The sequence below is a fragment of the Bacteroides sp. An19 genome (assembly GCF_002160215.1).
In the GTDB taxonomy this organism is placed as follows: domain Bacteria; phylum Bacteroidota; class Bacteroidia; order Bacteroidales; family Bacteroidaceae; genus Phocaeicola; species Phocaeicola intestinalis.
In genome coordinates, this window is record NZ_NFKD01000046.1 from 20,975 (window position 1) to 35,580 (window position 14,606).

Consider the following 14,606-nt stretch of genomic DNA (forward strand, 5'->3'; position numbering starts at 1 on the left):
AGAATGAAGAATGGGTAGATGTCACTCTTCATTCCTCGTTCCTGATTCTTCATTCCTCATTCTTAATTCTTCATTTAATATATTATGGGAAATCCTAAAGCATTCTTAACCATACCCCGTCAGGAAGCCGGCTACCGGCCGATACACGAACGGATTACTGACTTCAGTGAAGTAGAACAGACACTCAATACCAGCGACCGCAAATTGCAAGCCTCGCGCTGTATGGATTGCGGCGTACCCTTCTGCCATTGGGCATGCCCGCTGGGCAACCGCCCGCCCGAATTTCAGGACGCAATGTATAAAGGAAAGTGGGAAGAAGCCTTCCAGATACTGAGCCGCACCAATGACTTTCCGGAGTTTACCGGACGCATCTGCCCCGCCTTGTGCGAGAAGAGCTGCGTGCTGCAACTGAGTATTCATGCGCCGGTCACCATCCGCGAAGATGAAGCCGCCATCATCGAAGCGGCGTTCCGCGAAGGCTACATCAAGCCGAAACACTATCCGCGCAACGGGAAGAAAGTGGCGGTTATCGGATCGGGACCTGCCGGGCTTGCCGCCGCCAACCAGCTGAACAAGAAAGGATATGAAGTAACCGTATTCGAGAAGTTGGAATACATCGGCGGATTGCTCCGCTTCGGCATCCCCAACTTCAAACTGGGAAAGAACATCATCGACCGGCGCATCAGGCTGATGGAAGCAGAAGGGGTGACGTTCAAGCCCAATACTGAAATCAACGTGCAGAAGCTGCCCGAAGGCTTCGACGCTTATTGCGTATGCACCGGCACCCCCCAGGCACGCGACCTCGCCATCCCCGGACGAGACCTGAAAGGCATCCATTTCGCAATGGAGATGCTGGCACAACAAAACCGGGTACTTGCCGGACAGACCTTCACGAAAGAAGAGCGCATCGATGCCCGAGGCAAACACGTGCTGGTGATAGGCGGAGGCGATACCGGAAGTGATTGCATCGGCACAAGCAACCGCCAAGGAGCAGCAAGCGTGACACAAATCGAGATTATGCCCAAGCCGCCCGTAGGAGATAATCCAGCCACGCCTTGGCCCCAATGGCCCGTAGTGCTGAAAACCAGCAGCAGCCACGAAGAAGGATGCACACGCCGCTGGAGTTTGTCGTCCACTAAATTCATCGGGAAAAACGGGCACGTGTGTGGTGTGGAAGTGGAAGAAGTGGAATGGGTGCCTGCGGAAGGCGGAGGACGCCCTGTAATGAAACCCACCGGCAAGAAGGAAGTCATCAAGGCAGACTTGGTATTGCTCGCCATGGGATTCCTGAAGCCGGAAGCTCCCCAGCTTCCCCCGAATGCTTTCCTGGCAGGGGATGCCGCTACCGGCGCCAGCCTCGTAGTGAAATGCATCGCCGGAGGACGGAAAGCCGCCGAAAGCATCGACCGTTTCCTTTCACCTAAAAATTAAGGATGCATTGAAACGCAGATTATTTTAATTTACGATTTGACAATTTACTATCTACTATTGGGCATTAAATCGTACTTCGTAAATCGAAAAATAGTAAATCAAAATAATCTGTGTTAATCTGCGAAAATCTGTGTTTCAACCTCAACCCCCAAAAACTCACAAACTTAAAAACTCACAAACTTATGTGTGGAATAGTCAGCATATTCAATATCAAGGAACAAACCAAACCGCTCCGCGACAAGGCACTTGCCATGGCAAAGAAAATACGTCACCGCGGACCCGACTGGAGCGGAATCTATTGCGGGCGGACCGCTATCCTTGCCCACGAGCGTTTGTCCATTGTCGACCCCCAAAGCGGAAAGCAACCCCTTTTCTCGCCCGACCATAAACAAATACTTGCCGTAAACGGCGAAATCTATAACCACCTGGACATCCGCAAGCGGTATGCGGGCAAGTACCAGTTCCAGACGGGAAGTGATTGCGAGGTGATTCTTGCCCTCTACCGCGACAAGGGCATCCATTTTCTGGACGAACTGAACGGCATTTTCGCCTTCGCCCTCTACGACGAAGAGCAGGACACCTTCCTTATTGCCCGTGACTCCATCGGCGTCATTCCCCTTTACATCGGCTATGATGCCGACGGCAAGGTGTATTGTGCCAGCGAACTGAAAGCACTCGAAGGTTTTTGCGACCGCTACGAACCTTTCCTGCCCGGACACTATTACGATAGCAAGGAGGGAAAGATGACCCGTTGGTACACCCGCGACTGGATGTCGTACGATGCCGTAAAGGATAATCCGGCATCCGTGGAAGAACTGCGTGAGGCACTCGAAGCCGCCGTACGCCGCCAGCTGATGAGCGACGTGCCCTACGGTGTGCTGCTTTCGGGAGGGCTGGACAGCTCGGTCATTTCCGCCGTTGCCAAGAAATACGCTTCCCGCCGTGTGGAAAGCAACGGGAAACAGGAGGCATGGTGGCCTCAGCTGCACTCGTTCGCCGTGGGGCTGAAAGGTGCGCCCGACCTGGCGAAGGCACGCGAGGTGGCAGACCACATCGGCACCGTGCACCACGAAATCAACTACACCATTCAGGAGGGGCTGGACGCCGTGCGCGATGTGATTTATTTCATCGAGACCTACGACGTAACCACCGTGCGCGCCTCTACGCCGATGTATCTTCTGGCACGCGTCATCAAGAGCATGGGCATCAAGATGGTGCTGAGCGGCGAAGGAGCCGATGAAGTGTTCGGCGGATACCTTTACTTCCACAAGGCGCCCGATGCGCGTGCGTTCCACGAAGAAACCCTCCGCAAGCTCTCCAAGCTCTACCTTTACGATTGCCTGCGTGCCAACAAGTCGCTTGCGGCATGGGGCGTGGAAGGGCGCGTGCCTTTCCTCGACAAGGAGTTCCTCGACGTGGCGATGCGGCTCAACCCTGCCGCCAAGATGTGTCCCGGAAAGACCATCGAAAAGAAAATCGTGCGCGAGGCATTTCAGGATATGCTCCCGGCAGGAGTGGCATGGCGTCAGAAAGAGCAGTTCAGCGACGGGGTGGGCTACAGCTGGATAGATACGCTGAAAGCCGTCACTTCGCAAGCCGTAAGCGACGAACAGATGGCACATGCCGCCGAGCGTTTCCCCGTCAACACACCGATGAACAAGGAAGAGTATTATTACCGCAGCATCTTCGAGGAATATTTCCCCAGCGAGAGTGCCGCCCGAAGCGTGCCCAGCGTGCCCAGCGTGGCTTGCTCCACCGCCGAGGCGCTTGCCTGGGACGAGGCTTTCAAGAACATGAACGAGCCGAGCGGACGCGCCGTAGCAGGGGTGCACGAGGAGGCATACGCCAAAGTTTCACAGGAGTTAAGAAGTTAAGGAGTTAAGAAGTTAAGGAGTTAAGTCAATACTTTTACTAATGCTTCCACCAACAAAACTATTGGCTTAACTCCTAACGGAGCGTAGCGGAGTGATAACTCCCTTTTAACTCCTGATTGGCATTATTAATTATTAACTATTAATTATTAACTGATGAAGATAGAATTTACCAAAATGCAAGGGGCAGGCAACGACTACATCTACGTCAACACCCTGATATATCCCCTGCCGAATCCCGAAGAGCTGGCGGTGGCGTGGAGCCGCCCCCATACGGGCATCGGAAGCGACGGGCTGGTGCTGATAGGCTCGTCCGGCAAGGCGGATTTCAGCATGCGCATCTTCAACGCTGACGGTTCGGAAGCCAAGATGTGCGGCAACGCCAGCCGCTGCATCGGAAAGTATGTGTACGAGTACGGTCTGACCCGTAAGACCGAAGTGACTCTCGACACGCTTTCGGGCATCAAGACCCTCCGCCTGCATGTGGAGGACGGCAAGGTGGACGCCGTGACGGTGGATATGGGCATCCCGGCGGATATTCATCCCGTCGATTTGGGCGAGGGGTATCCTTATCGCGAAGGCATTGCCGTATCGATGGGCAACCCGCATCTGGTGATTTTCGTGGACGATATGGAGCAGGTGGATTTGCCTCGTGTGGGACCGGTGCTGGAACATCATCCGCTCTTCCCCGACCGTGTGAACGTGGAGTTCGCGCAGGTATTGGCTCCCGGCCGTGTCCGCATGCGTGTATGGGAACGCGGTTCGGGCATCACGATGGCATGCGGCACCGGAGCGTGCGCCACCGCCGTGGCATCGGCATACACCCACCGTTGCCCCGGAGAATCGGACATCATCATGGACGGGGGCACGCTCCGCATCCGCTGGGCAGGCGAAGGCACCCGCCTCTTCATGACCGGCCCCGCCGAGAAAGTATTCGACGGTGTGATAACCGTGTGAATCTGCTTCACCACAGATTACACAGATTTTTATTGAACACAGAACCACAGAAACACAGAAGAATTTATTTTAATAATCTGTGTAATCTGTGGTGAGAAAACTCAAAAACTCAATATGGCACTACTCAACGAACATTTCCTGAAACTGAAGGGGAGCTACCTCTTCTCCGATATAGCGAAAAAAGTAAAGGCTTATCAAGTAACCCATCCGGGCGAACCAATCATCCGCCTGGGCATCGGCGACGTGACCCGTCCCCTGCCGCAGGCATCCATCGAGGCAATGCACCGCGCCGTGGACGAAATGGCATCATCTGCGACCTTCCACGGCTACGGTCCCGAGCAGGGATACGATTTCCTCATCGAAACCATCATCAAGCACGACTTCGCGCCGCGCGGCATCCAGCTCAGCCCCTCCGAAGTATTCATCAGCGACGGGGCGAAGAGCGACACGGGCAATATCGGCGAACTCTTGCGTTGGGATAACAGTATGGGCATCACCGATCCGGTCTATCCTGCCTATATCGACAGCAACGTGATGTGCGGGCGTGCAGGTACGCTGGGCGAAGACGGACGCTGGAGCAACATTACTTACCTGCCCTGCACCGCCGCAAACGGCTTTGTCCCAGCCATCCCCGACCACCGCATCGACCTGATCTACCTGTGCTATCCCAATAACCCTACAGGCACCACGCTCACGCGCGACCAGCTGAAGCAATGGGTCGACTATGCGCTGGCTAACGATACGCTCATCATCTTCGATGCCGCCTACGAGGCTTACATCCACGATGACGATGTTCCCCATTCCATCTACGAGATACGCGGGGCGAAAAAAGTAGCCATCGAGATACGCAGCTTCTCGAAAACCGCCGGCTTTACGGGCGTGCGTTGCGGCTATACCGTGGTGCCCAAGGAAGTGACCGCCGCTACCCTCGATGACGAGCGCGTCCCGCTCAATCCCTTGTGGAACCGGCGCCAGTGCACCAAGTTCAACGGCACCAGCTACATCACCCAGCGTGGTGCCGAGGCGGTCTATTCGCCCGAAGGCAGGGCACAGGTGAAGGAAACCATCGCCTACTATATGGAAAACGCCCGTACGATGCGCGAAGGTCTGACCCGTGCCGGCTACCGGGTGTTCGGAGGCATAAACGCGCCTTATCTGTGGGTGCAGGCTCCCGAAGGGATGACCTCGTGGAAGTTCTTCGACGAGCTGCTTTACCGTGCCCACATCGTCAGCACGCCCGGCGTAGGCTTCGGCCCCAGCGGCGAAGGCTACCTGCGCCTCACCGCCTTCGGCAAGCGCGAGGATTGCGAGGAAGCCATCCGGCGTATCGGCAAGCTCTGATATTTCACCACAGAGGCACACAGAGTTTTTATTTATTGAATATCCGCAAACATCCCATGTAGGGGCGTATCGCATACGCCCTGAAGACATCCACGTGGATTAGTTGACGTATTCGGGCGTATGCGATACGCCCCTACAAGGCAATTGGGTGAAATGCGGATATTCAAATTTTATTTTTTTTCTGTGTGCCTCTGTGCCTTTCATTACGCTGGATTACAAATCCAGCGTGACAAAATCTAGCATGACAAATTAAGAATAAACTTAGACCTGATATAAATTATCGGCATTAAGAAAGTTTTGTTATCTGCCTGATACCATAAAAAACATTTTCTTCTAATTTTGTGACATGAAATAACAAAAGACTACTCATTATGTTGCAAAAAATCAGACAAGTAATAGCTTTCCTATTCTTTTGCATCGTCACGCTTTTGTTCCTCGACTTTACAGGGACATTGCATGCATGGTTCGGATGGATGGCTAAGATTCAGTTCTTGCCGGCTGTATTGGCACTCAATGCCGGCGTTGTGCTCCTTCTTATAGTGCTTACTTTCGTATGCGGACGCATTTACTGTTCCGTTATCTGCCCGTTGGGAGTCTTTCAAGACATCGTGGCGCGGATAGGACGAGGGAAGAAAAAACTTCCTTATACGTATTCGAAAGCGAAAAACGTGTTGCGTTATAGCGTATTGGTCGTGTTCTTGGCGTTGATGGCAGGCGGACTCACTTCGATTGCCGCACTGATTGCCCCTTATAGCGCCTACGGAAGAATCGCCAACAACCTGTTTGCTCCCGTCTATCAATGGGGAAACAACCTGCTGGCCTATTTTGCAGAACGTGCCGACAGCTACGCTTTCTATGAAACCGAGGTGTGGCTGAAGAGCCTTCCGACATTCCTCATCGCCCTGCTTACCTTTATAATAATAGGTGTATTGGCGTGGCGGAACGGACGTACGTATTGCAACACCATCTGTCCTGTAGGGACCGTGTTGGGGGTTATCTCTAAATTTTCGTTGTTCCGAATCGAAATCGATAAAGAGAAATGCAGGAAATGCAACTTGTGCGCACGCCGTTGCAAGGCGGCTTGCATTGATATTCCGAACGCAGCTGTAGACCATAGCCGGTGCGTGACTTGCTTCGACTGCCTGAAGCAATGCAAGCACGATGCCATCCACTATCGTTTTGCCTACGGAAAGAAAGAAGCCACTCCGTCACAACCTACTTCGCAACCCAAGGATAAGGGACGGCGTGAGGTACTGGCAGGGTCGTTGTTGCTCCTTGCCTCCGCAGCCAAGGCACAGGCTGTAAAGAAAGCCGAAATCGTTAAACTGGACGGCGGGCTTGCTGACATCATCGACAAGCAGGCACCGAAACGCCAGACTCCGATTACTCCTCCGGGTTCGCAAAGCGCACGCAATATGCAGCAACATTGCACTGCTTGCCAGCTTTGCGTATCGGTCTGCCCCAACGAAGTGCTCCGTCCTTCTTCTTCGCTTGACACGTTCATGCAACCTACCGCATCGTACGAACGCGGTTATTGCCGCCCCGAATGCACGAAATGTTCGGAAGTCTGTCCGACGGGTGCCATTCACCTGATAGATAAAGCCGAAAAGTCTGCCATCCAGATAGGCCATGCCGTATGGGTGAAAGAACGCTGCATCCCGCTCACCGATGGACAAGCATGTGGAAACTGTGCACGCCATTGCCCCACAGGAGCTATTCTGATGATTCCTTCCGACCCGTCTGATCCCGAGTCGCTCAAGATTCCGGCGATAGACACCGAGAAGTGCATCGGATGTGGAGCCTGTGAGAACCTGTGTCCGGCACGCCCGCTCAGCGCCATCTACGTAGAAGGCCACGAAGTCCACCGAATCATTTAAAACATACACCACAGATTACACAGATTAAATCAATTATTTAAATCCGTGTAATCTGTGGTGAAAAATTACATCAACAAATTACACTGCTATTATGAACAAACAAGATAACCGCATGAACCGCAGGGATTTCCTGAAAATAGTAGGCATCAGCACCGCCGGTACCGCCGCAGCCCTGACGGGATGCTCCCCCAAAGAATCAGCCGAGACATCTGCACAAAGCCCTGTGCCAACGGGCAAGATGACTTACCGCAACTTCCCGCCTTCAAAAGACCAAGTCTCCATTCTGGGCTACGGATGTATGCGCTGGCCTACGCTCCCCGCACCCGAGAAAGGCGGAAACGTCATCGACCAGGAAGAGGTGAACCGCCTGATAGACTACGCCATCGAACACGGAGTGAATTACTTCGATACGGCACCCGTATATGTGCAGGGCTGGTCGGAAACCTCGACAGGCATCGCCCTGAAACGACACCCGAGAGAAAAATACTTCATCGCCACCAAGATGTCGAACTTCGACCTTACGGACTTCAAGTCGAGCGTAGAAATGTACCACGACTCGATGAAGAAGCTCCAGACGGACTACATCGACTACTACCTGCTCCACTCGCTGGGCAACACCGGCAAGCGCAGCTTCCAGAACCGCTTCATCGACAACGGCCTGCTCGATTACTTAATCAAGGAGCGTGAGGCAGGACGCATCCGTCACCTGGGCTGGTCGTTCCACGGAAGCAAGGAAGAGTTCGACAAGATACTGGCATACCACGAGCAGGTGCACTGGGATTTCATCCAAATCCAGCTGAACTATTCCGACTGGAAGCACGCATCGGGCAGAAACGTCAACGCTGACTACCTGTATGCCGAAATCTCCAAGCGGAACATTCCGATGGTTATCATGGAACCCCTGCAGGGAGGACGCCTGTCGAAAGTGCCCGAACACATCGTAGCACGTCTGAAGACACGCAACCCCGAAAACAGCGTCGCTTCGTGGGCATTCCGCTTTGCCGGCACACCGCCCATGGTGCTCACCGTACTGAGCGGCATGACCTACATGGAGCATCTGCAAGACAACATCCGCACCTATTCGCCGCTGGTACCGCTCACCCAGGAGGAACAGCAATTCCTGCTCGATACCGCCGAGCTGATGCTCAAATACCCCACCATCCCATGCAACAACTGCCAATACTGCATGCCTTGCCCCTATGGCATCGACATTCCGGGGGTATTGCTCCACTACAACAAATGTGTGAACGAAGGCAATATGCCGCAAAGCAAGCTCGACCCCAACTACGCCGAGGCACGCCGCACCTTCCTGATAGGCTACGACCGCAGCGTGCCGAAGTTGCGCCAGGCATCCCACTGCATCGGGTGTGAGCAATGCAATCCGCATTGCCCGCAGTACATCGATATCCCACGCGAAATGCAACGCATCGACCAGTATGTGGAAAAATTGAAGCAGGAAACATTGTGAATCAGGAGTTAGAGGGAGTTAAGAAGTTAAGGAGTTAAGGAGTTAAGGAGTTAAGCCAATACCTTCACTCCTGCTTCCACCAACAAAACTATTGGCTTAACTCCTAACGAAGCGGAGCGGAGTGATAACTCCTTTTAACTCCTTAACTCCTGATTGGCATAAACCGTAAATAGTAAATCGCAAAATCGTAAATTAAAAAGATGAACCAACTTATCTCCCTCCTCCATGCAGGAGGTTATTCGTGCGTCATTGCCAACCGTGGTGAGACGCGCACGTTTACGCAACGTGGCGTAGCCGATCTTTATACCTTATATAATAATGACCCTGCTTTTATGCAAGGTGCCACCATAGCCGACAAAGTCATCGGCAAGGGAGCCGCCGCCCTGATGATATTGGGCGGAATGACGGAAGTCTATGCCGATGTGTTAAGCACCCCCGCACGAAAGTTATTCGAACAATATGGAGTAAAAGTGTCTTGCGCACAGGAAGTGCCTCACATCATCAACCGCCAGCAGACCGGATATTGCCCATTGGAAACAGCATGCGGAGAAGAAACCGACCTGCAACGGCTTTACCAGATTATCACCGATTTCGTTATGGCGCACAAATGAGAAACTGTTTTGAATTTCTCCAAAAAGTTTCTTATACTATATGCGGTATAGATTTATGATTTTAATGAAACATAACTATTCACCACAGAGTGCCACAGAAGAATAGGTCAATAAACAATATGCTAATGCGAAAATAAATTAGCACATTGCCCTATTATTCATTGACACATTAAATCTGTGTACCTGTGTCCTCCGTAGTGAGAAAGACAGCTACATTGCCTTTCCAGAAGGAATTATAAGTATCAGCAGTTTCAATGCACTGAAACTGAAGTTTCAAGATATATAAACTATAGTTTCAATGTAAATAAACTATAGTTTCAGTATAATAAAACCAGGCTGAAACCAGGCTGCTTTGCCAAAGGCTTCCGGCTGATGCGCCCAATGAAGCTATATGCCTGCGCGGACCAACCGGACAGGGAAAAAGAAAAGCCACGGATTACACCGGTCTGAATGGAGGTTCGATGGAATGGGAATCGGTGTAATCTGTGGCGGGAAAGTTTTTTGAGGCAATCGTGCCCCTAAAGAGAGAGTTATCCGATTTTACTGATTTTCTTCAGTTTTTCTTCGTCCACAATCTTGATTTTACGCCCGTCGATGATAATCAGTTTCTCGGCGGCAAAGTTCGACAGAGTACGGATAGCATTCGATGTCGTCATATTCGACAAATTGGCAAGGTCTTCACGCGAAAGATAAATACTCAGCGTACATTGGTCTTCCTCCAATCCGTACGTATCTTTCAGGAACAAGAGCGATTCGGCAAGGCGTCCACGGATATGCTTTTGCGTCAGGTTTACCGTACGCGCATCCGAAATACCCAGATCTTTCGACAGCTGACGGATGAAATACATCGCCAACTCCGCATTTTGGACCACCAATTCTTCAATAACAGCCATCGGAATCAGGCACATCGTACAAGGTTCGAAAGCCGCCGCCGCCGTCACAAAGTTTTCATGCGCGAAATAGGCACGATAGGCAAAATATTCCTTGTTCTTCACAACCCGGATAATCTGGCTGCGCCCACCTACTCCGTCCTTATAAATTTTTACCTTGCCATTCAACAGACACATCATATACTGCGGAGTTTCGCCTTCGCAATAAATAACCTCATTTTTCTTGTATTTTTGAATTGTAAAGTTCTGCGCAAGATATTCACGTTGCGCCTCTGTAAGAGGTTGCCATAAATCGGGGATACTTTCGGCAATCTCGGCTTCTGTCAGTTCCTTCTTTACCATAGGTGCTATAAAACGATGTTGTGGAGCACAAAGGTAGTAAGAAAAAATGAAAATCTTTATTTCAAACCCTAAAAATTGCCTCCGTGACACGAGGATTTATTATATATTTGCCTTTAGAATGGCAAATATGAAAATTGTACAGGGTTTTATATGCTGGATTGTCCTGCTCTTACTGGCAATATGTCCGGCACGGGGAGAGATAGGCTCGTTTCAGAAATCTTTACCTCACAAGACTGATGTGCCCGATTCCATCCTGACACATATATTCAATGCCGCCAACTTCTATGCCTCTGAAGTGGAAGAATACAAGGCTGAATTATACTTGAAAGGCCTGCTGAAAATCCACAAACGAAACCGTATCATCAAGTACATCCCTTCGATGTTCCGTTTGGAGAAAGGAGTGAACTCATACATCCACGAGTCCATCAGCAAGCTTCACTATACAGCTCCCAGTATCTACGACCGGAAGGTACAGTCGATATCGAGCACGTTTCCGGGAAGCGAAAGCCGTTTCTTCGATATAGCCGACTTCCTGAAGTTCAACCTCTATGCTCCTTCCATCATGGAAGACAAAGTACTTTCCCCACTCAGCAAGGAATCAAGCATCCATTACAATTACCTGCTCGACTCGGTCGCCTACCGCCGTAACGGAAAAATCTACAAGCTGCGTATCATCCCACGCTATCCCAGTACCCAGCTATTGGAAGGGTCGTGCTGGATTTCTTCCAGTGACTGGACCATCCGCTACCTCGATTTTCAAGGGAAATATGACCTGATAACCTTCCACATCACCATGTATATGGGCGACACGCCAGAAACCAAGTACCTGCCACACATGATGAACCTCGACATCCGCTTCAAGTTCCTGCGCAACGATCTGGAAATGAATTGTACTGGCTGGCTCAATTACGAAGAGGTAAAATTTCATAAAAAGTCGGACCTGCCCGACAAATGGTTGACAAAAGACCAACAGCGATATAACCTGACCGACTCGTACACACTAACCTGCGACACCACCCGGCTCATGCACGACCGTGATTCTTTCGCACGTATCCGTCCGCTACCACTCAGCGATATGGAAGACAGCCTTTACCAAGCTTATAACGAACGCCGTAGAATAAGTCCGGAAGATACACTGAAAGCTCCTCCTACCAAACTCCGCAAAAATCTGGTACTTCTGGGGCAGATGGGCGATGCCTTGATAAGCAGCTATAACATTGACATCAACAAAATAGGAAATATCTCCTGTTCGCCGCTTATCAACCCGTTGTTAATCAGCTATAGCCACCGTAACGGAATCTCTTACCGGCAAGAATTCAAATACAACAAACTGTTTCATAACGGACGGCTGCTTCATCTGGTGCCGCAAATCGGCTATAACTTCACGAAAAAAGAATTTTATGCCAAACTTGACGGAGAATATGTCTACAATCCCCGAAAACACGGAGCCATTTCTGTAAGTGTAGGAAACGGTAACCGCATCTACAGCAGTATCGTGCTCGACCAGCTTCAGGCTCAGCCCGACAGTACATTCAGCTTTGACGGACTGGAACTGGATTACTTCAAGGATGTGTATCTCAACGTTTCGCACAACATCGAAATCATCAACGGGCTGACGTTATGGACTGGTGTATCGATGCATTGGCGTCATGCTGTCAACGGCACTCCCGAAGTGGCACAGCGGGTAAGGTTACGCTACAATAGCTTCGCCCCCCGGCTGCGCATCGAATGGACCCCATGCATGTACCATTATTATACCAACGGCAACCGCAAAGTAAATATAGGTTCACGCTATCCTACTTTCCTTATCGACTATGAACGGGGCATCAAAGTACTGAACAACTCTGGAGCCTACGAACGTTTCGAGTTCTCTGCCGAACAGAAAATCCGGATACGTGGTATGCATACCATTGCCTACCACGTAGGAGGAGGTTTTTTTACCAACCAGGATGACATGTATTTTGTAGATTATGTCAATTTTGCCAACCGCAACCTGCCACAAGGCTGGAACGATGATATCGGCGGCACCTTCCAGATGCTTGATTCACGCTGGTACAATGCCTCACGCCATTACATCCGGGGTAATATGACTTACGAAACACCGTTCTTGCTACTCTATCCGGTAGGCAGTCTGCTGTCCTTCATCCAGAAAGAACGGCTGTATGGGGGCATCCTCTTTATGCCACACCTTAACCCCTATATCGAATTAGGGTATGGCATAGGCACGCACATCTTCGATTTCGGCATTTTCATAGGCAATGAGCAAGGCAAATTCACTTCGGTAGGATGTAAATTCACTTTCGAACTATTCAACCGTTAATCATTCTAGTGCCTCTCCCTGCACATTCTGTGTGGTCCGTGTTCAAAATAAAACTATTTCCTGAGAAAAGCATCCTTCCGGCAAAACCAGAAGCGGATATGGTGTGCCAGACTCCACCACGGGCGCAGCACATCGAAGATTGGTAAAAACACGCCGAACTTCTCGCCCAAATCCCACGCTGTATGATACCATATATGCATCACCGCCAGCAAACGGACCAGCCACAGCCCTGCAGCCATACCTGCCCATATCCATTGCCCGCTTACCAGGCCTACAGCAAAAGCAACGGCACATCCCAGATGAAACAAGAAACATGTCCACGTTTCCAACGCATTCAGCAACGGTGCCACACCCTGGTAGAAACGTCCCGTCAATACGCTTCCCAACATCTCTTCCCTCCAGCTTTTCCGGGAAACAGGCAATGGCAGACGTACAATGCTTTCCTTTCCCCGTGCTACCCGTGTGTTATACCTGTCGGCAATGGCATTCACCAGCAAATCGTCTTCACCACGCTGCAACTGCAAATGACTGCTGAAGCCCTTGTGTTCCAGATAGGCACGCTTGCGATATGCCAGATTATGCCCAAGTCCCATATAAGGATGCCCGGCAAGTGCCATGCCGAGGTAACGCAGCGAACGGAAAAAAGCATCTGTCCTGACACGCAAGGCAAACATTCCTTTCCCGTACACATAGTTGCTGTAACCCAGCACGATATCGGTTTCGGGTGTCATCTCGCGGGCAAGGCTGCGCAGCCATTCCTTACTTTCGGGTCTGGCATAAGGACTGGTCACTACCACCCATTCGTAATGACTGGCACGTATACCCATCGCCACTCCCAGTTTCTTCCGGCTCACATAACGTGCCGTTTCTGGAATAAACGTATGATACAAATTCGGATATATGTTTGCCAGACGTTTCAATATCAGTTCGTCTTCACCAGCCGACAAATCGTTCACTACAATCACTTCAAATGCCGGATAGTCCTGTTCCAGAATAGCTGCCAGGCTATCGTGCAGCAGCTCGCCCGTATCTTTGGTCACGACAATCACCGAAAGCGGAGGATATTCTACGGGATCCGTTCCAGCATCTTTCCGGAAATGGCGGTGAATCCTGCTGTAAAAGCCGCACATCACACTCATTTGAACCACAAAGAATACGACACATATACCCGCCAACAGGGCAGCAATCGAAGTAAAGTCTATCGTCATCATATCATCTCTTCTAAATAACGGTGCAAAAATAGGGCAAATCTTCATTCGATAGCAACATACGCTGATTTTTTCACCACATAATCTATAAGAACGCAACCGTATTCAGAAACTGAATTCAGAAGCTGTTTTGAATTTCTCCAAAAAGTTTTTCTTGGCTTGATGTATCTTTTTTCGTGTGTGCTTTGGGCGATTTTTTGGTCCTTTTCGCTCCTGTTCTTCGTCAGATAGCCCGCTATCTTCCTCATCACAGAAGCGAAAATGCCTCAAAAACTCATCCCAAATCAGCG

11 protein-coding genes are annotated in these 14,606 nt (G+C 50.8%); 8 read left to right on the forward strand and 3 right to left on the reverse strand.

What is annotated here, in order from left to right:
- Window positions 1-84 precede the first annotated feature (84 nt).
- From B5F25_RS14945 to B5F25_RS14975, 7 genes are all read left to right on the forward strand, one after another.
- The gene (locus B5F25_RS14945) at window positions 85-1,431 is read left to right on the forward strand and encodes a glutamate synthase subunit beta (protein WP_022041062.1); all 1,347 of its coding nucleotides are present in this window, start codon (window positions 85-87) and stop codon (window positions 1,429-1,431) included.
- A 182-nt stretch (window positions 1,432-1,613) separates the two neighbouring features.
- On the forward strand, window positions 1,614-3,305 hold the full coding sequence (asnB, locus tag B5F25_RS14950; protein WP_087250460.1) for an asparagine synthase B: 1,692 nt from the start codon (window positions 1,614-1,616) through the stop codon (window positions 3,303-3,305).
- Between the two features lie 153 nt (window positions 3,306-3,458).
- A complete protein-coding gene (gene dapF / locus B5F25_RS14955) occupies window positions 3,459-4,259 on the forward strand; it encodes a diaminopimelate epimerase (protein ID WP_022041060.1) in 801 nt (266 codons plus the stop codon).
- Window positions 4,260-4,373: 114 nt separating this feature from the next.
- Window positions 4,374-5,600, forward strand: a complete 1,227-nt coding sequence (locus B5F25_RS14960) for an LL-diaminopimelate aminotransferase (RefSeq protein ID WP_087250462.1) — start codon at window positions 4,374-4,376, stop codon at window positions 5,598-5,600.
- 371 nt (window positions 5,601-5,971) lie between these two features.
- Window positions 5,972-7,477 (forward strand): 4Fe-4S binding protein, encoded by a 1,506-nt coding sequence (locus B5F25_RS14965; protein ID WP_087250464.1) that lies wholly within the window; start codon window positions 5,972-5,974, stop codon window positions 7,475-7,477.
- Window positions 7,478-7,568: 91 nt separating this feature from the next.
- The gene (locus B5F25_RS14970; protein WP_087250466.1) at window positions 7,569-8,945 is read left to right on the forward strand and encodes an aldo/keto reductase; all 1,377 of its coding nucleotides are present in this window, start codon (window positions 7,569-7,571) and stop codon (window positions 8,943-8,945) included.
- A gap of 200 nt (window positions 8,946-9,145) precedes the next feature.
- A complete protein-coding gene (locus B5F25_RS14975) occupies window positions 9,146-9,556 on the forward strand; it encodes a DUF1893 domain-containing protein (protein WP_087207715.1) in 411 nt (136 codons plus the stop codon).
- A 530-nt stretch (window positions 9,557-10,086) separates the two neighbouring features.
- On the opposite strand, the gene B5F25_RS14980 is transcribed toward B5F25_RS14975, so the two are convergent.
- Window positions 10,087-10,788, reverse strand: a complete 702-nt coding sequence (locus B5F25_RS14980) for a Crp/Fnr family transcriptional regulator (RefSeq protein WP_087207713.1) — start codon at window positions 10,786-10,788, stop codon at window positions 10,087-10,089.
- 118 nt (window positions 10,789-10,906) lie between these two features.
- Here B5F25_RS14980 and B5F25_RS14985 point away from each other — a divergent pair, with 118 nt between their 5' ends.
- Entirely contained in the window at window positions 10,907-13,108 is a 2,202-nt protein-coding gene (locus tag B5F25_RS14985; protein WP_087250470.1) for a DUF5686 family protein, read from the forward strand.
- A 53-nt stretch (window positions 13,109-13,161) separates the two neighbouring features.
- On the opposite strand, the gene B5F25_RS14990 is transcribed toward B5F25_RS14985, so the two are convergent.
- Both B5F25_RS14990 and B5F25_RS14995 read right to left on the reverse strand, forming a co-directional pair.
- Complete coding sequence (locus tag B5F25_RS14990) at window positions 13,162-14,319, reverse strand: glycosyltransferase (RefSeq protein ID WP_087250471.1); 1,158 nt, start codon at window positions 14,317-14,319, stop codon at window positions 13,162-13,164.
- Window positions 14,320-14,421: 102 nt separating this feature from the next.
- A partial coding sequence (locus B5F25_RS14995; RefSeq protein WP_162614429.1) for a hypothetical protein occupies window positions 14,422-14,606 on the reverse strand: 185 nt, incomplete at its 5' end.

What these genes read in the sequence shown, in the direction of transcription:
- B5F25_RS14970 (WP_087250466.1), top strand. Translation starts at nt 7,569, where the DNA reads ATGAACAAACAAGATAACCGCATGAACCGCAGGGATTTCCTGAAAATA.
- dapF (WP_022041060.1), top strand. Translation starts at nt 3,459, where the DNA reads ATGAAGATAGAATTTACCAAAATGCAAGGGGCAGGCAACGACTACATC.
- B5F25_RS14965 (WP_087250464.1), top strand. Translation starts at nt 5,972, where the DNA reads ATGTTGCAAAAAATCAGACAAGTAATAGCTTTCCTATTCTTTTGCATC.
- asnB (WP_087250460.1), top strand. Translation starts at nt 1,614, where the DNA reads ATGTGTGGAATAGTCAGCATATTCAATATCAAGGAACAAACCAAACCG.
- B5F25_RS14945 (WP_022041062.1), top strand. Translation starts at nt 85, where the DNA reads ATGGGAAATCCTAAAGCATTCTTAACCATACCCCGTCAGGAAGCCGGC.
- B5F25_RS14985 (WP_087250470.1), top strand. Translation starts at nt 10,907, where the DNA reads ATGGCAAATATGAAAATTGTACAGGGTTTTATATGCTGGATTGTCCTG.
- B5F25_RS14960 (WP_087250462.1), top strand. Translation starts at nt 4,374, where the DNA reads ATGGCACTACTCAACGAACATTTCCTGAAACTGAAGGGGAGCTACCTC.
- B5F25_RS14975 (WP_087207715.1), top strand. Translation starts at nt 9,146, where the DNA reads ATGAACCAACTTATCTCCCTCCTCCATGCAGGAGGTTATTCGTGCGTC.
- B5F25_RS14980 (WP_087207713.1), bottom strand. Translation starts at nt 10,788, where the DNA reads ATGGTAAAGAAGGAACTGACAGAAGCCGAGATTGCCGAAAGTATCCCC.
- B5F25_RS14990 (WP_087250471.1), bottom strand. Translation starts at nt 14,319, where the DNA reads ATGATGACGATAGACTTTACTTCGATTGCTGCCCTGTTGGCGGGTATA.